Here is an 18826-nt window from a genome sequence, read left to right on the forward strand (position 1 = left end):
ACAACTTTTCGAGTAGAACTTTGTATGCTTGATACAAGCATATCCTTATTGCCTATTTCGGATTCAAAAATCTCTATTCTTTTACGAATATGCCGGCTATTCCTTTTTGGGAAGCTTCTTATCGTAGAACCGCGCCCATATCATATCTTCCCGGGGCTTTATCTTGAAGGAAAAATGCCGCTGTGATTGCACCCTTTGCAAAGATTTTCCGACTGTAGGCCGTGTGCTCAATTTTTACAATCTCATCTTCTCCGGCAAAGATAACCTCATGAATTCCCGGAATTGTTCCTCCTCTTAAGGAGAGCATACCAATTTCCTGCCTATCTCTGGCCTGATGCCTTTCTTCTCTATCATAGACCTTATTCAGTGCTTCACCGATTCCCTCTTCAACCGCTTTTTCCAGCATAAGTGCGGTTCCGCTCGGCGCATCTTTTTTCCTTCTGTGGTGCGCTTCCACAATTTCAACATCGAAGCCTTCCCTATACAACTTTGCTGCAGCGATACGAATAAGCTCCTCTAAGAGATTAACGCCTAGAGACATATTACCGGACTGCAAAATAGGGATGTGTTTGGATGCCTCCTCTATCTTCTTCTCTTGTTCCTCGGAAAGTCCCGTTGTACATAATACAAGAGCCTTCTTTTTCTCTACCGCATAGTCAAGAAGTCTGTTAACCGCTTCTCTAACGGAAAAATCAATAATTACATCAAAATCCTCTTCCACTTTGTAAATATCTTGATAAAGCGGAAAACCGAAATCCTTTGTATTCGCATTGGCATCTACTCCGGAAGTAATGACACAATCCTTCGTATTTTTTGCCACATCTATAACATTCATCCCCATAACACCGGATGCACCATGTAAAAGTATCTTCATATCCCTCTCCTTTACTCTATAAAAGAAAAAAAGCTGCGAAAAAGAAAATCCCCTCATCACTCTAAGAGTTTCTTCTCTTTTTCGCAAGCTATACTTTTCTATTTCAAAATACCGTAACGAATCATTTCTTCTTTTAAGACTTCCCTATGTTCTTTTTCCATTTCTGTCAGGGGCAGACGAAGCGGTCCAACATTCTTTCCCTGTAAATTCATAGCCGCCTTTACCGGAATAGGATTTACTTCACTAAACAAAGCATGAATTAGCGGTAAAGCCCGCAGTTGTTCTTTTCTTGCACCTTCTATATCTCCGGAAAACCACTTTGCACAGATTTCATGCGTTTCCTTCGGTGCCACATTCGATAAAACGGAAATAACACCGACTCCGCCGGCTGCAAGAATCGGAAGAATCAAGCCGTCCTCTCCGGAATAAAGACAGAAATCCTCATCCACTATACGCATTAAGTCCAAGGTCTTTCCGACATCTCCTCCTGCATCCTTTACACCAATAATATTTTCCACATCATGATACAATGCCGCCATCGTTTTGGCCTCAATACTCACGCCTGTTCTTCCCGGAACATTGTAGGGAATGGCGGGAATGGATACAGACTCCGCAATTGCTTTAAAATGCTGATAAAGTCCATTTTGGGTTGCTTTATTGTAATACGGTGTAACCAAAAGAAGACCGTCCGCTCCAACTTCTTCCGCCTTCTTGGAAAGGTAAATAGCGGAATCCGTACAGTTTGATCCGGTACCGGCAATAACAGGAATACGGTGATTTACAACTTTCACGGTATGAGCAATAACTTCTATATGCTCCTCTTCCGTTAATGTTGCCGCTTCTCCTGTGGTTCCCACAGAGATAATCGCATCCGTATCGCCAAGAATCTGCTCTTCTATAATTGACTCCAAAACTTCAAAATTGACCGTTCCATCCTCATGCATAGGAGTAACCAGCGCTACTCCCGCCCCCTTAAATAAAGCCATAACTCACCTCGCTTACTATTGTCCGTCTCGTCTTACTTTTTCTCACCCTATCTTACTCTTGATAAATCTGTCTTACTCTTGATGACTCTATTTCCCTTGACGACCGACCCTGTCTTACTTTCTATTAAAACCGGCACGCTTTCTTGCCGTAGGATCCAGAATCTTCTTACGGATGCGCAGATTCTCGGGAGTTACTTCTAAAAGTTCATCCGTATCAATAAAGTCAATACACTGCTCTAACGACATAATCTTCTTCGGAACCAGCTTTAATGCCTCATCGGAGCTGGAGGTTCTCGTATTACTTAAGTGCTTTGTCTTACAAACATTTAACTCAATATCCTCCGACTTCGGACTCTGCCCGATAACCATGCCGCTGTAGACCTTTTCTCCCGGTCCGATAAAGAGTATTCCTCTGTTCTGTGCCTGGAAAAGACCATAGGTCACCGCCTCACCTTGCTCAAAGGCGATTAAGGAGCCCTGGTGGCGGTAGTTTAAGTCTCCTCTGTATTCACCATAGCCTTCAAATTCCGTATTTAAAATTCCATTTCCTTTTGTATCGGTTAGGAACTCTCCTCGGTAACCGATGAGTCCGCGAGAAGGAATTTCAAACTCAAGTCTTGTATACCCGGATGCCAAAGGGCTCATCCCGTTTAAGGTACCCTTTCTCTGGGTTAATTTTTGTATTACCGCGCCGGTAGCCTCTTCCGGAACATCAATGTATGCAATCTCCATCGGCTCCAGCTGTTTTCCTGACTCGTCCGTCTTATAGATAACCTCCGCCTTGGAAACCGCAAATTCAAATCCCTCTCTACGCATGGTCTCTACCAAAACGGAAAGATGCAACTCTCCGCGTCCGGAAACCTTAAAGCAATCTGCGGATTCGGTCTCTTCTACACGAAGGGAAACGTCTGTATTCAGCTCTCTAAAAAGCCTGTCTCGGATATGGCGGGAAGTGACATACTTCCCTTCCGTTCCTGCAAGCGGAGAATCATTTACCATAAAGTCCATGGAAATCGTCGGCTCCGAAATCTTCTGGAAAGGAAGCGGAGCAGGATTCTTCTCCGTACAAATGGTATCTCCCACATGAAGGTCTTCAATACCGGATACAGCCACGATATCTCCGAAGGAAGCCTCTTCCACATCCACTCTCTTTAAGCCGTCAAAGGAATAAAGCTTCGTGATACGTACTTTCTTTCGCTTGTCCGGATTATGATGATTCACCACCAAGGCATCCTGGTTTACCTTGATTTTTCCGTTCTCCACCTTACCGATTCCGATTCTTCCTACAAACTCATTGTAATCAATCGTGGAAACGAGAAACTGCGTTTCCTCATCCGGGTCTCCCTCCGGTGCCGGAATAAAGTCGATGATGCTCTCAAAAAGCGGTTTCATATCCACATCCGGATCTTCCAGATTTTTCTTCGCATAGCCGTTTTTAGACGAAGCAAAGAGGAAGGGACAGTCAAGCTGCTCATCGGAAGCATTTAAGTCGAGCATCAGTTCTAAAACCTCGTCCACTACATCAGTGGGGCGAGCCTGCGGCTTATCAATCTTATTGACTACGACAAGAACAGGAAGACGAAGCTCTAAAGCTCTCTGCAATACAAAACGGGTTTGCGGCATCGGTCCTTCAAAGGCATCAACCAGTAATATGGCACCATCCACCATTTTTAAAATTCTCTCAACCTCGCCGCCGAAATCCGCGTGTCCCGGTGTATCGACAATATTAATCTTTACCCCGTTATAGCTTACTGCAGTATTCTTCGCTAAAATCGTAATACCTCTTTCCCGTTCAATCGGGTTTGAATCCATTACACGAACACCGATGTCCTGGTTATCACGAAATACACCGGACTGCTTTAAAAGCTCATCCACAAGGGTGGTCTTGCCATGGTCAACATGGGCAATAATGGCTACATTACGAACATCTTCTCTCTTCTTTAACATGAATTTTCACTTCCTGAACTAAATCGAATATACTTAAACTGCAACAAAATTATGCTTTATTTACTTTCCGCTTTAACTTATCGAGTATACCACCGGCATTTTTTTATTGCAAGGAAAACCACCTGCGTCCCATACTCTCGAATCTGCTTTTCAAAATCCGAGTATTTCTCTTCCTTTACCCGTATTTTAAGGACTACATTTTCCGTGAATTGCTTATCTAAAATAGGAATTTCCTGCTCCGTAAAGCTGTATTCCAGTTTTCCAAGAAGAGTATAAGGAATCTGCAGTTCCAGCTCTCTACCCTCTATCCGTTCCAAAAAAATCGCCTTATCTAATGCGTTTTTTGCCGCATCGGAGTAGGCACGGGAAAGTCCTCCCGTACCAAGCAGTGTTCCGCCAAAAATTCTGCTTACCACAAGAAGCGCATTTTTCAGCTTAAGCCCTTCCATTCTTTGCAAAATAGGCATGCCGGCGGTCTTAGCGGGCTCTCCGTCATCGCTCTGCTTTTTATGTTCCTGGACAATTCCTTCCCTCTCTTCCAGAAAGATATAGGCATAGCAGTGATGTCTTGCTTCTCTGTATTTTTTCTTGCACTCTTCAAGATAGTGCTCTACATCCTCTTCTTTTTCCAGCGGAAAAAGCCCGGCATAAAAACCGGACTTTTTCACTTCTATCTCTCCAAAAAAGCATTCATTAATAAACTTCATTTCACCTCTAACGATATGGAAAAATAACTATGGAGTCCTGTTCTAAACTATCTTTTATTAGTTAGAAGGACCTTTCTTTATTCCGGGTCCCTGTTCGGAAATGATGACTCTTCCGTTACTCAAGTTTTCCTCTTCATCGCCGCCTTCTTCCTCTGTCTCTTCAGGCTGATAGCGATAGTAATGGTCATCCGTATCCAAATCTCTTAAGTTCTCCGGAACAAGCATAGCTCCCCAAGAGGTATGATAGTCACACTTTTCTGTGGGTACAGTGCCTCTTGCAAAGAGCTCTGTAATCACTGCACTTCCTCTGTAGTCATTGTAGCAACCGGAAGTTGGAAGGAGTCCGGACTTTCGGCAGACCTTCTCTTCCACAATGCTATCCGGTTTTTCGAAGCCGATATCGGCCTTTCCTTCATGAATCTTTGCCATGATTTTCCGCCAAATATCCTTATGGAAGCCGGTTCCTCCGTTATATTCTCCACTTCCTGCATCCTTTAAGACCTGATTTTCATCACAACCACCCCAGACTCCGGCAAGGTAATATGGTGTAAAACCGACAAACCAGATATCTCTGTTATTGCTTGTAGTTCCGGATTTTCCGGCTTGACTCATGCCGTCAAAATGAGCTCTTGTGGAGGTTGAGCTGACACGAACATCGGAAGCAAAAGCACGCTTGGATTCCATAGATTCCCGCATTGCATCCGTGAGGAGGTATGCCGTGCTTTCCTTCATAACCTGTGTCGCCTCATCCTCTGTGGTATCAATTAAAACCTTACCGTTCTGGTCTATGATTTTAGAGAAAAACTTAGCCTTTTGTAATTTTCCTCCATTGGCAATGACCCCATATGCCTGCGTCAATTCCAGGTTGGAAACACCGCGCGTCAATCCCCCCAGCGCCAACGCGGCATTTTCATCATCCTTTACCAAAGAAGTAATACCCAGAGATTCTGCATACTGATAGCCACGCTCCGGTTTTACCGTTTCCATAAGGCAACGCACCGCAACGATATTTAAGGAGTATACTATACCGTCCCGAATGCTTTGGAAACCAAGATATCCACCCGAATACCAGTTCTTAAAAGTCTTTTTTCCGACTGTGTACTCTGAATCATAGTAGGTAGAAGCAAGAGTTGCACCGTAGAGATCAATTGCCGGAGCAAAGGAACTTATGACCTTAAAGGTGGATCCGGGCTGACGAAGCACATTCGATGCACGATTTAAAGTCTTACTCTGCTTTTTCTCGCCTCTTCCTCCTGTCAAAGCCAGGACTTCACCGCTGTGAGGATCCATTAAGACAAAGGAGGCCTGAGGCTCCAAAACATAGTCTATCGTTTCTCCGAGAATGCGATCGGTGTCGATCGTAACCTTTGCCTTAAATTCGTCTATTCTTTTATTTGCCTGATCCTTAGAATTGTAAAGGCCGTTAAAACTGATGCCTTTTCCTTCCTTTAAATATTTTGCAATATCCTTCTCACTGAAATTGACGATACTGCCGTCTTTATGTTGTAAGGTATAGCGCCAGGTAATCGAGTATTTTGCCGTATCGTAATTCTCCGGATCATTGATTTCTTTATCCACAATCGCCTGTAAATCCGGGTCCTGATTGGCATAAATCGTTAAGCCGCCAGAATAAAGCAGCTTTGTCGCATCTTCTTTAGAATAGTTGAGCCTTTCCATAAAAGCATCCACTACCTGCTCCGTCAGTTCATCGGTGTAATACGAATACGGTTTATCTTCTCCGCTAGTCGAGAGATTCACATTCTGTATTCTCTCATATACCGGATCCGCCAAGGCTTCATTATAGCGAGTTTCATCGATATAGCCCTGCTTTAGCATATTTTTTAAAACCTGCTTCCGTCTTGCGGCATTTTTATCCGGATGCGTAATCGGGTTTAAGCCGGAAGGATTCTTAGTAATGGCAGCAATTACCGTTGATTCCGAAAGACTTAAGTTGCTTACCTCTTTATTAAAATAACGTCTTGCTGCAACCTTCACTCCAAGTGTATTTGCCCCGAGATTAATGGTGTTTAAGTACTCGGTCAGAATGCTTTTTTTGATCTGCTTCTTCTCTAATCCGGGCTGATCCTCCAGCTCCAGTGCCAGGTACTGCTCCTGAAACTTTCGAACATACTTTTCAAATTTTCCCTCGTGAAGACCTCCACCGAAAACATTGTTTTTTAGAAGCTGCTGCGTAATTGTCGATCCTCCTCCAGCTGAACTGTCGTCGGAAACCACACCTTTTACCGCACGCATAATAGAACGGAAATCGATTCCGTTATGACTCCAAAAGCGCTCATCCTCAATCGCAACAAAAGCATTGATCAGATCCTTCGGAAGCTCCTCATACGTTACCCTCTCTCTATTCGAGCCTTCCGTAACAAGAGTCGACATCAAATTTCCTTTTTTATCGTAAATCTTCGTAGCATAGGCAGTCGGTCCCACATGAATTTTTTGAATATCCGGTGCCGAATCCAAAATCCCTTTGAACATGCCATAAGAAAAAGATACACCTAAAAAAAGCGAAGCTACGAAACAGAACAAGATTACGGTTTTTATGATTCCCGTAAACCTGTGCCATATTCGTGCTCGCTTACTTTTCATTTCATATAAACGATTCTCTATACTGTATTTTGTGAACTTCATTCTTCGTCCTTAGTATGCAAAGTCAAATTTACCGCATACCATTCTATCATAAGCCTAGCTCTCCTGCCATATACTCTTAGGCATAATAAATTGACTTTCTCCCATAGACATCGGTGCTACTTCTCCTTGGGGGAAGACCAAAACCAATTGATTATCCGCATTGATATAGAAGCTCTGCTCATCTCCAATTTCCTCAAAGCCCTCATTATCCTCGCCGTCACGGACAAAGTATTTGTTTTCGGAACTTCTGTTATGTTCTTTAATCTGTCTTTTTACTTCGTCTGAGAGTATTTTCTTATAATCTGTCCTATCCAAAAAAAGTTCCGGGAGGCTTAGGAGCTTTCCGCTTTTTTTATCTACCGTATAATAGTGGTGAACGGTTTCCGAATCTCCTTCTTGCTTTAACACGGAAAGGGACAGAACATAGTAATCTTCGGAGTTTAAAATCAAATCGGAGCTTACATCCAGATTTTTAAACTCGGTGCCGGCCAGCTCTTCCTTGAATTCTCGAATCCACTCTTCCGTCTTTTTCTCGATATCCAAATTGATCTTTTCTGCAGAATTTGCCTTTTCGGACTCTAGCGAAGCAGAACCGTTAGAAAGGCTTAAGTCTTCGCTTTCTGCCGCTTCACCGGCCACCATTTTCTCTTCCTTTAAGGCATCTCCTTCCGCATCCAAGCCATCCACGGCAAGATAGGGAGTCTGAACCTTAGCAGAATGATTACCGTCATTAAACGAATACTTCCGAAGGGTAATGAACTGGAAATATCGTCCAAGACCCGGAATCGCCTGTAGTGCATATGCACTTTGTTCCGAAACATTGGGAAGAATCAGGGAAAGCATAAGGCAGGCCGCAACTGCAGTCTTAATAAAAGGATGTTTTACTCCTTTTCTTAGTTCCTTTCCGTGGAAAGAAAAAAGCTTTGTTTTGCTCTTCACGGCTTCCTCATCGGCTTCCAGAATAAAACGATCATCAATTTTTCCTATCGCATCTATCAGCTTCCAATCCTTCATAGTAACCCTTCTTTTTCCAGCTTCTTCTTTAAAGCATCTCTCATACGATAAAGACTCACCTTCACCTTACTTTCGCTTGCATTAAAGCGCTCCGCTATCTCTTTAATCTCCTCATGATAAAAATATCGGCGAATAAAGAAAACTCGACTCTCTTTCTTTTGTTCTCCGAGAAATGCATTGATAGCCGCAACAAGAGCATCTTCATTGATATGCTCTTCTACATTATTAATAGAAAGCTGTATATCTTCTCCGAGTTCGTCTATACTTTCTATAAAATCATTTCCCGCACGCTTTTTAGCATGCAACATCTTTAATCGATTAATCGCAAAATTTCTCACAATTTTTGCACAATAAGCCTTTAAAAACAGGGGTTTCTCCGGAGGAATTGCATTCCAGACGCTTAGCCAGGTATCGTTAAGGATTTCTTCCACATCTTCCTTTTGCGATAAAATCTGTCCTGCTATTTTTCCGCAGTACGCCTTATATTGCTCCTGCAAACGGAGAATCCCCTCTTCACTTCGTGCAAAAAACAAATCTATGATCTGCTGATCTTCCATACTCACCTACAAATTTTTCTGATTTTCATTCCATTCTTATGTAAGAGAATAAGAAAAAAATTTGTCCGAAGTGTGAACCGATTATGCTTTTCTACAGATTAGGCTTTTTCTACAGAAAGAACTTCTCCTGTGAAGGCATCTGCCTCGGAAAGTTCTCCGGTGTAATGTACAACAACTTCATCTCCGTCCTTTACCTCGCTAAGTCCCTCCGGCTTTTTGTCAAAGCTTAGTGCATAGGACTTTCCATCCTCCGTGGTTACGGTAAACATGAAGTCTTTGATTTCGGAAATCTTACCCTTCAATTCTTCCCCATCCGTTTTCTTTTCTTCCGCTTTTTCTGTTTCCTTTGCAGTCTCGGAAGCAGCCACAGTTGTATTCTTCTCAGCAGCACTGCTTCCGCCCTTAGCTCCACATGCCATCATGGATGCCCCCATGAGAACGGAAAGGGAAAGGACAGCTGCCTTCTTCCATAAAGCATTCTTTTCAGTTAAAGTGTTTTTTTTCATTTTTTTATCCTCCATCTCTAACAAGCGGTTAAGCCGCTCTTTCTGTGGATCCATTTTTTTATCCACATATATAGAGACAGAGGATATCTGTAAAGGTTACATTTATTTTTAAAAATTTTTCTTATTAACTCGAACGTAGACATTCTCATTTCGTTCCGTAGAAGGTCTGTCCATGGAACTTATGCTTCTTCCCCTTACCAGAGTTTCGCAAAGCTTAATGTTGTTTAGGGTTCTGTCAAAAAGAGACAAAGTGTCTTCCACAGCGCTCTTTTTATCAGAGGAAAGTTCACGATGTAAAAAATCTGCCGCATCCTTCTCTAACGGACTAAGCAAAAGGTCATCCCTTCTGGTGCCGGATTTTTGAATATCGATTGCCGGGAAAATGCGTCTTTCCTGCAGTTCACGATTCAATACCAGTTCCATATTGCCCGTTCCCTTAAATTCCTCATAAATCACATCATCCATACGGGATCCGGTATCCACCAAAGCAGTGGCCAAAATGGTAAGACTTCCGCCCTCACGGATATTTCTTGCCGCGCCGAAGAAACGCTTCGGCATGTGCAATGCCGCTGAATCCATACCGCCGGAGAGAATCTTTCCGGAAGAAGGAACAATCAGATTATAGGCTCTTGCCAGCCTTGTAATACTGTCTAAAAGGATACACACATCCTGTCCCTGTTCAACCAGACGCTTTGCTCTTTCGATGGTCATCTCCGCTACTCTCTTATGATGTTCCGGAAGTTCATCAAAGGTGGAATAAATAACCTGTACCTTATCTCCCACTACTTCTTCCATCATATCCGTTACTTCTTCCGGCCTCTCGTCAATCAGAAGAATCATAAGAGTCATATCGGGTTCATTTTTCAAAATAGACTGTGCAATCTGCTTTAGCAAAGTGGTTTTTCCGGCCTTAGGAGGAGAAACAATCATTCCTCTCTGTCCTTTTCCAATCGGAGCTAAGAGATCCAAGACCCGAAGTGAGGTGGAAACACGCTTTCCTTCTCTTTCCATGGGAATACGCTCATCCGGAAAGATAGGAGTCAGCTTGTCGAAATCGGAACGACCGAAAATTGCGGAAAGGGGAAGTGAATTTACTCTTTCAATGTAAAGCAATGCACTGTAACGTTCTTGCGGATTTCTGGACTTGGCATAGCCGTAAAGCATATCTCCCGTCTTCAGATGGAAACGGCGAATCATCAGATTGTTTACATAGACATCTTGGTCTCCCGGAAGAAAATTCTCCGAACGGATAAAACCGTAGCCTTCCGGCATGATTTCCAAAATACCGTGAACAGCCCTTGCATCGGCATCTCTCGGTCCTTCTTTTTTGACGGATTCCTCTTTGGGGGTCTGAAGCGGAAGATTTTCCGCAGAATAGGAAGCGAAGTTTTCTTCAACTGCCATCTTTGTAGAAATGGGAGAAAGATTAGCTTCGGAGCTCAACTCTACTTTCTCCTCAGTAGAAGTTTCTGTAGGAAGCCCTGTTTCATCTATGGACAGAGAAGTTTCTTGAACAGATGATTCCTTCTTTTTGACAGCTACCGTTTTCGCTTTTATCGGACTTTCCTTCTTTTTTTCCGGTTTTTCCTTCTGTTTTTCCGGCTTTTCCGTCGCTTTTTCCGAACTTGGATGAGCTTTTGTAGAAGCTCCTTTATCCTCTTCAGAACCATCCTTAGACTTAGCCGTTGTTTTCTTCACGGTTGATTTCTTTGTTCCGGCTGCTTTACTACTCTTTTTCACTTCTTTTTCCAAAGCGGATTCTGCGGAAACAAGCTCTGCCGTCTCCGCTTTCTTGGGTCGTCCCCTTCTTTTCTTTTCCGCTGTTACAGTCTCACCGGCTTCCCTGTTCATTTCATCCATGGAATTATTCTCCTCTGTTCCTTCCATCTTTACTCTACTCACTCCTTCAAGTACTCTATTTTATCGGCAAAAATATAGCATTAGATAATGCTTTGCTCTTGATTCTTCTCAGTTTCCTGATTTCTTTCCGGTTTAGATAGAAATGAATCGATAATTGAACTAGGGAGATCCTTTTCTTTACAAAGAATGATTTCGAATCTGAAAGAGGAGCAATATTTTACAGATAAAAACTGCCGATTATATCGGCGAAATATACCTTAGTACAAAAAATAAATTTGGATTGTATAACTTGAGCTTTCATTTTATCAAAATAAAATGAAAAAGAAAATACCCTTGTTACACAATCCACCCGTAAATCACAGCTCTACTTCTTTTCCGAGAGCAAAAGAATAGAGCACCCTTCTTTTCACTTTTATCCCTATTATAGCTTCCAATGCCGCACTATATAGTTCCATCTGCTTTCTGTAACGCTCGACAAGCTCCGCTGCGTTCCCTACCCGATCGGTTTTATAGTCAACAAGGATTATCCCGTCCTCTTCAACAATAAAAGCATCAATGATTCCTTGCAGGAGAACCTCTTCTCTTTCCTCCCCCTTTTGGAAAAGCTCCTTATAAGGAAGTGCCTGCATAAAATGTTTTTCGCGGAACAGTCGCTTCTCTCGAAAAGCTTCTTTCATTTTGATGCCCAAGGGAGATGCTAAATATTTTTCCAGTTTGCCTCTATGAATGAGTTCCAGCTCCTCTTCTTCCAATATATCCGGAAGCTGTTCTAATCCCTTATTATAGTCAAATAAAGCCAAAGCATGGTGAAAGCTGTCTCCAATCCGTGCTCCGCGGCTTTTCTCTTTTTTCTCGGAATAAGAATGAAATTCCGTATCTTCATTCGGAAGTTCTTGAATTTGAATCACTTCCGTTTTCTCTTTTTTTTCAAGCGAGCGCATCTCCTCCTTAAGCTTCTCCATCGCTTCTTCCTTCAAAAGGGATACCGCATATTTCGGATAAAGATGTGTACTCTCTTCATGTGGGTAAACATAATGAAAATCCTTGTCCCAGCATTCTTCCTCTATCGTCTTTTCTTTTGGACTCCGCAAAAATTGGTAAAGTGCCTTTTCAACGTCTATCGCTTCTTCTTTCTCCTTTTCTGCTTCATCCTTTATTGTTTCCTGCGTGAGCAGACTAAGTTTCAAAGGAGAATGCTCCAGTCCCTGAAAAATCACCTTAGAAAATGCCAGCATAAGAAAATCCAAATAAGAGTTTGCTCCCCTTAAGTCCTCTATACTTAAATCCTGCTTAGCGGCAAACTTTTTTTCCAGCTTGGAAAAGCTGCTGCAGCTTGCCGTCATAATCAGCTTTTCCTCAGCTCTTGTCATTGCAACATAGAGAAGCCGAAGCTCCTCTCCCAGATTCTCTTCATTGATTTTCTCTTTAATAGCCGTTCTATGTAATGAAGGATATTTTATCCTCTCCTCCAAATCAATATAATCCGAGGCCATGCCCAGTTGCTCATCAAGAAGGATGGTTTCCCTGCTATCCATCTTGTTAAAGCTCTTTTGCAATAGGGAAAGAAAAACCACCTTAAACTGCAAGCCCTTGGAGTGATGAATGGACATAATGCGAAGAAGATTGTCATTTTCCGAATAAACACTCGCTTCTCCCTCGTCATAATCCTTCTTTCTCGCTTTTTCAATATAGCGGATAAAATGGAACAAACCGCTATAGCTTCCTTTTTCGAATTTCTTCGCATCATCAATTAATCGGTCCAGATTCGCCTTTCTCTTCTCTCCCATGGGAAGGCTCTGAACATAAAGATAGTAGGAGCTTTCCTCATAAAGCATATACAGGAGTTCATGGATGCGTAAATTTCTGGATAAAATTCGATATCTTTCCAGACTCCGGCAAAAATGCTCCCATTTTCCATCCAATTCAGAAGGATAATCCGCTTTATTTTTGCCGACTCCACTTTCTTTCGGATTATGAGCCGATTCGCTACCTTTTTCTTCTCCTTCCGAGGAAGAGTTTCTCCCTACTTCCATGGAAGAATTTTTCTTTTCTTCCGAAAAACAAGCAAAAGCAGAGACCAGACTGCCATATTTTATAGTAAGAAAGCTAAGTTCTTCATCCGTAAAGGAGTACATAGGAGAACGAAGAACTGCCGCAAGAGCGATATCCTGCTTCGGATTGTCAATCACGGAAAGCATGGACAACAGCGTTTCCACCTCAGGCTGAGAATAGTATCCGCCTGCACTCTCTGCATAAGAGGGGATCCCTTCCTCCGTAAATACTTCCACCATATCCTTTGCGGATTTTTTGGGAGAACGAAGAAGAATCACCATATCTTTATATTCTATTCCCTGATGATGCAATTCCTTGATTTTCTGTGCAATCATCCTGCATTCCAGCTTAAGAGCGCTTTCTTCAGAATCTTCCGTTTCCGTGAGAAGAAGCTCTGCTTGATCGTCTACCCCCTCTTTTTCCTCTCTTCCTAAGAAAAGACTGCTTTCTCTGTCATACTCTATACCGCCCAAGTCCTTTTTCATGATTTTATAGAAGCAGGCGTTGACGACATCAATAACTCCCTTAAAAGAACGGAAATTCTTCTGCAAAAAAATCTTTGGATAATTTTCATCATAATACTTTACAAGGAAAAGCTCCGGTCTTGCCAATCGGAAACGGTAGATGCTTTGCTTCACATCTCCTACCTGAAAGACATTCCCCGTAGAAAAACGCTCTTTGGAAAGCGCTTTTACAATATATTCCTGCACCATATTAGAGTCCTGATACTCATCCACAAGAATCTCTGAAAGCTCCCCCGCAAGTTCATTTGCTATGGCACTGTATACTTTTTCTCCCTCCTGCTCCTCATAAAGGAGCTTCAGTGCAAAGTGCTCCAAATCAGAAAAATCCAGGATATTTCTTTCCCGCTTTTCCTCCTGATATCGCTCCAAAAAGAGAAGACTTAAACGAATCGCTTCCTGCAATCGTTTTCTTCCCTCTGTTTCCATTTTATCTTCTATATCTTCCGGTAAAATGCTGTAATTCTTCTGCCAGTTTTGAATTACCGCCTTCACAAGGTCTCGTTTTGCCTTGACCTCGTCCTTTCGTTCGGCCTTGGAATTCTTTAAACGCCCGAATTCGATTGCCTGTATTTTTTTTAAGAGAAGATGAAGAACTTCTCCCTGTTCTTCCTCATTCTTTATCTCGGAAAGGGCCAAGAGTGTTTCATACTCGTCTTCCAATCTTTCCTTATACTCCATCGGCCCGCCTTCTTCATCACATAGCAAAAGGCCGTCACGAAGAATATTCTTTAATTCCAGAATACTTGCTCGTATACGATGCAGATGGTATCCCTTCCAGTTTACTTCGGAATCCTTTTCCAGATTTTTTAAGTACTCTTCCGGGAAGGGGTTCGAGGTCGCAAGGCGATAGAGCTTTAAAATGATTTCCTGTATACCCTTATCCTGTTTTCCGCTGGAAAACTGATCCACAAAGGAGAGGAAGCGCTCCTCGCTCTTACTGTATTCCTCCTCCAGTAATTCTTCTATGATATCCTCCTGAAGGAGAGAAAGCTCATTCTCTTCTCCGATACGAAAATTGGGTTCTATTCCGAGACTGCTGTAATTTTCTTGAATGAGTTTTTTACAAAAAGAGTCAATGGTGCTGATTTTCGCTGTAGAAAGAAGTGTTATTTCTCTTTGGAGAAAACTGTCCTTCGTTTCACTATAGACCTCTGTCAGTCTTAGCTTAATTCTTTCCTTCATTTCCGCCGCTGCAGCTTCTGTAAAGGTCATTAAAACAAGAGAGGAAAGGCTGATCGGATTGTCCTTATCCAAGATGCGATCAATAACATGCTCTACGAGTACCGCCGTTTTTCCCGAACCCGCCGCTGCGGAAACCAAGAGATTCCCATCACGATGAGAAATTACACTCTGCTGTTCTTCTGTCCACCTTGGCATCTTACTCATCCCCCTTTCTCGTCGCTTTCTTTTTCGCTTCTGTTTCTTGTTTTGCTTCCGAATCTTGTTCCGCTTTAGCTCCTGTTTTCCCTTCCTCTTTCATTTTCACTTCTGCATCTTTTAGAATTTCCGTCCAAAATTCTTCTTCCGTCTTATCTTCCAATCGACGATAGCGGAAGTTCGGGATATTTTCATCAAAGCCGCAGATGCTGTGATAGGGACAGTAGGAGCAAGCTGTCTGCTCATTTCCCTCTTCCATGGGAAAAATGTCTTTTTCACCCGCCTTAATTCTTCTATGTTCTTCCCGCATTTTCTTCTTTGCATAGGAAAGAAGGGCGTCAAACTTTTCCTTGGAAACCGCAGCGCCCTTTTCTTCTACCGCTCCATTTTTCACCTGAACAGGAAGACATAGACTTTCTCCGGCATCCAGCTTTTCCAAATGGGACAAGCTTTCCTCGGAAATATTGACAAGTCCCTTCGGCTTTAAGGCCTTTAGGCGTTCCTTTTCTGCATCCTTCTCCGGATCGTAAGGAAGGGCAGGATTATCCATCGTAAAATAAAACATGGCAGAAGGAAGAATCTCCATATCTTTATGTTTTTTTCCTTCTTCTCTCAGTACATAGTCCATATATAAAGGAAGCTGTAAATCAAGACCTGCAAACAGGCGCTTTAAGGAAAAGTCCTTTTTTCCACTCTTGTAGTCAAGAACCTTTAAGAAAAGAGTCTTTTGATCCTCCGTAAGAAAGCTGTCCACTCTGTCGATTCTTCCCCTGAGACTTAATCCGTCTTCTTCAAAATAAAAGTCCTGCTCTATTGCTTTAGGTCGTAAATCCCCTGCAAGAAGTTGTTTTCCCAAAGCCCAAAGAATCCTTTTTCCATTTTGTGAAAGCTTTCGAAGCAGATACTGATTCCGTCCCCCTTCCTGAAAAACGGCAAATTGAGGGTCCAGCATACTCTCTTCAATCACCTCTTTCAGAATCTTCTCCATCTTTTCTCCAAAGAATTCCGCATCATTTCCGCTTTTTAGCATTCGTTTAAAGAAAAGCTCTACCATCTTGTGGTAAAGGTTTCCAATGTCAAAGGCCTGTACTTCCTTTGTTTTTCTTTCTTTCAGTTTTAATCCGTATTGCAAGAAATGGGCAAAAGGACAGGCAGTGAAAAGCTCCATTCTGGTTACGGAGCCTTTTATGGTTTCTCCATACAAAGCTTTACTGAGTTCTGTCGAAAGAGCTTCTTTTCTATTTTCAAAGAATAAGGCATCCAGCAGCTTCTCTACCTTCTCACGGTATTCTTCCTTATTCCAAAGGTAATGCAATAAACTGAAGGCTTCCGTCTTAAAACGGTGTTCCAGTTCAAGCTTTTCTTGGAAAATTCTCTTCTTACACATTGCAGGAAGTTCTCTCGCCAGTTCCTCCCTTGCTTTCTTTTCATTGTAAATCTCTCTTTTTTCCTTAAGGGAATAGGAAGCTTTCAGCCACGGAAACAGCTCTTTTAATTCTAAAATATAGGAACTTGGCTTACCGCTTTTTCCGTCTCGTAACGCGCGGGGATAGGACAAGTAAAGCTCCTGACTCGGCGTTAGAAAGGCCTTATATACATAGTATTTCTCAATATAACCTTCTTCCCACGCTAAAGGAGATAGACGATAGCCTTTATCTCTTAGGAACTCTCTTTCCTTTTCACTGAGAATATTCTTGCTTCCGGGGGGGGCCGGAAGAAACTCGGAGTTTAGACCGAGAAATAAAAAGGCTTTCGGATTGTGAAAGCGAGACCGTCTTAAATCTCCTACAACCAGCTGATCAAGAGTTGCGGGAATCTGTCTTAACTTTTCTACAGAGAAAGCAAGGTCAAAAAGCAGGGCAAAGGATTTTTTAGAAACGGGAATCTCCCCCAGGCTTTCTCTCATTCTATCCATGATTTCATGGATTTCTTCTATGCTTCTGTGATAGCTTTCCCGTCTGTTTTCCATGCCTTCCGCATCTAAGAAAGAAAGGGATTCTTCCACTCTTTCCGCCAAATCTGTATTTTGCAAAAGACGAAAAAGACAGTCCATTCGTTCCTTTAAGAGAGAGGCATCGGCATTTTCCTCATAAAAATGAAAGAGAAATTCCAAGTCCTGACACAATACTTTTATCTCTACGCTATACTGCTCTTTAAGCACGTTCATCTCTTTTACGGAAGTCAAGTCTTTGTCATCAGTCTGCTCTTTGTCTTCAGTCTGCTCTTTGTCATCAGTCGAATCTTTATCATCAGTCGAATCTTCACCGACAGTTGATTTCTTCTCACGGACACTTTCTCCGCCTGCAGTTCCATCCTTTACAACTGCAGGAATATCCAGTAAGGACTGAAAGGCTTTTTTCCCTTTTAGTCCTCTTGCTCTGGCAATGTTCTCCCACTCATCAAGTAAACTTTCAGCCTCTTTTCCCCTATAGGGAAAGGAGCGAAGATAACGGAAAACGCTATCGAAAAGAAAATCCTTTTCCGTAAGCAAAAGTGCAGAACGAATCACTTTTCCATAGGGAGAGTCAAAAAGCTGTATATCTTCTTCCAAAAAAAATGGAATCTGTAAATCCTTCCATCTGCTAAAAAGAATATCTCTATAGCTTTCTATATCCGGAATAATAACGGAGATATCCCTATAACGATAGCCCTTGTCCTTTACCAAATGATGAATGTAGGCTCCTGCATCCTCGACCTCTCTTTGAATATCCGGAGCCTCTCGAAGGAGAATTCCCTGCTCTACAGAGGAAAAGCTCTTTCCCGTAGCAAAATCATCACAAATCTTCTGCAATACGGGAATGTCTCTAAAGCGGGGATAGGGAACTCCCGCCTCTCTCTTTTCTCCGCTGATACTGTCAAAGAGATTTAGGTTCACTGCGGGAAGAAGCTTCACATTCAGCTGATGTGCTAAACCTTCAACAGACTCCACAGCATCCTTGGTCAGATAAAACAGAGAGGAGGAATCATGCTTATCATAGAGATTTCCCTCTTCACGACTTCGAATCTCCAAAGAAATAAGGATGCTGTTTTTTCTCTCAAAAAGCAGTTCCAGACAATGCAACTGGCTAGGGGTAAATCCGGTGAAACCGTCCAAAATGAAAGTGGCGTTTTCAAGGCTCGGATCTTCTACAATTTGCTCTAAAGCAAGACCGGCAATGCCTTCCTCCGTGAATTTTCGGTGCTCGGAAAGCCATTGTAAAAAACCCTCATAGAGAAGGGCTATGTCTTGCATTTTCATCCTGCTGAGCTTCTTCTCCGTCTTTTCAGCAGCATCACTAAGGTCTGTCGGGCTAATGTCATATTGCATGCACTCGGAGATTAAAGACTTACATTCTTCCAAAAAACCAAGATGCTCAAGTTCTCCTCGAAAATACTGTAAAGAAGAGGAATGGTTTAATTTTTCCGCAACAAGAGAAAGCACCATGATTTTCCCCATCTCATCGAGGGACTTCGGTACTTTTTTGTTCACATGAGAGAAGCTTGCATAATAGAGCCTTTGGAAGCTCAAAACATCAAGATTTAGAATTCCTTTTCCCTTGTTTTTTTCATGCATTACAATCCTTTTTTGCATGGCAAGGGTATCCTGCTCCGGAACGAGGTAATAGACATTGTGATTTAAGTCCTTCCCCGCCTCTTCCAAGGCCTTCCGAATACAAAACTCCGTCTTACCCGACCCGCTTGCCCCGAAAACGAATTGCAATGTAGACATACTGTGCTCCTTCTTTTTTGCTGCGATTTGTTTTTCCACTCTTATCTAATGGAAAAGCGGAATAAAAGAG

11 protein-coding genes are annotated in these 18826 nt (G+C 42.4%); all 11 read right to left on the reverse strand.

Features of this window, described 5'->3' with window-relative positions; genetic code table 11:
• Positions 1–118 precede the first annotated feature (118 nt).
• The 11 genes from dapB to HMPREF9625_RS09390 all read right to left on the reverse strand — a co-directional run bounded on the left by dapB (position 119) and on the right by HMPREF9625_RS09390 (position 18756).
• On the reverse strand, positions 119–874 hold the full coding sequence (gene dapB / locus HMPREF9625_RS09340) for a 4-hydroxy-tetrahydrodipicolinate reductase (protein ID WP_009534449.1): 756 nt from the start codon (positions 872–874) through the stop codon (positions 119–121).
• A gap of 98 nt (positions 875–972) precedes the next feature.
• Positions 973–1860 carry a 4-hydroxy-tetrahydrodipicolinate synthase gene (dapA, locus tag HMPREF9625_RS09345; RefSeq protein WP_009534450.1) on the reverse strand — a complete coding sequence of 296 codons (888 nt, stop codon included), beginning with the start codon at positions 1858–1860 and terminating at the stop codon, positions 973–975.
• A gap of 114 nt (positions 1861–1974) precedes the next feature.
• Positions 1975–3807 (reverse strand): translational GTPase TypA, encoded by a 1833-nt coding sequence (gene typA / locus HMPREF9625_RS09350; RefSeq protein ID WP_009534451.1) that lies wholly within the window; start codon positions 3805–3807, stop codon positions 1975–1977.
• Positions 3808–3884: 77 nt separating this feature from the next.
• Positions 3885–4514, reverse strand: a complete 630-nt coding sequence (locus tag HMPREF9625_RS09355; RefSeq protein ID WP_009534452.1) for an IMPACT family protein — start codon at positions 4512–4514, stop codon at positions 3885–3887.
• A 57-nt stretch (positions 4515–4571) separates the two neighbouring features.
• Positions 4572–7157: a transglycosylase domain-containing protein gene (locus tag HMPREF9625_RS09360; protein ID WP_009534453.1), complete on the reverse strand. Its 2586-nt coding sequence runs from the start codon at positions 7155–7157 to the stop codon at positions 4572–4574.
• A gap of 54 nt (positions 7158–7211) precedes the next feature.
• Positions 7212–8171 (reverse strand): RsiV family protein, encoded by a 960-nt coding sequence (locus HMPREF9625_RS09365; protein ID WP_009534454.1) that lies wholly within the window; start codon positions 8169–8171, stop codon positions 7212–7214.
• Complete coding sequence (locus HMPREF9625_RS09370) at positions 8168–8728, reverse strand: RNA polymerase sigma factor (RefSeq protein ID WP_009534455.1); 561 nt, start codon at positions 8726–8728, stop codon at positions 8168–8170. Before HMPREF9625_RS09370 ends, HMPREF9625_RS09365 begins: the two co-directional genes overlap by 4 nt.
• A gap of 98 nt (positions 8729–8826) precedes the next feature.
• On the reverse strand, positions 8827–9234 hold the full coding sequence (locus HMPREF9625_RS09375) for a DUF1344 domain-containing protein (RefSeq protein ID WP_009534456.1): 408 nt from the start codon (positions 9232–9234) through the stop codon (positions 8827–8829).
• 108 nt (positions 9235–9342) lie between these two features.
• Complete coding sequence (gene rho, locus HMPREF9625_RS09380) at positions 9343–11121, reverse strand: transcription termination factor Rho (RefSeq protein ID WP_009537999.1); 1779 nt, start codon at positions 11119–11121, stop codon at positions 9343–9345.
• A gap of 329 nt (positions 11122–11450) precedes the next feature.
• On the reverse strand, positions 11451–15047 hold the full coding sequence (addA, locus tag HMPREF9625_RS09385; protein WP_009534458.1) for a helicase-exonuclease AddAB subunit AddA: 3597 nt from the start codon (positions 15045–15047) through the stop codon (positions 11451–11453).
• 1 nt (position 15048) lies between these two features.
• Entirely contained in the window at positions 15049–18756 is a 3708-nt protein-coding gene (locus HMPREF9625_RS09390; RefSeq protein WP_009534459.1) for a PD-(D/E)XK nuclease family protein, read from the reverse strand.
• Positions 18757–18826 lie beyond the last annotated feature (70 nt).

The sequence above is a fragment of the Oribacterium parvum ACB1 genome, from assembly GCF_000238055.2.
Classification (GTDB): domain Bacteria; phylum Bacillota; class Clostridia; order Lachnospirales; family Lachnospiraceae; genus Oribacterium; species Oribacterium parvum.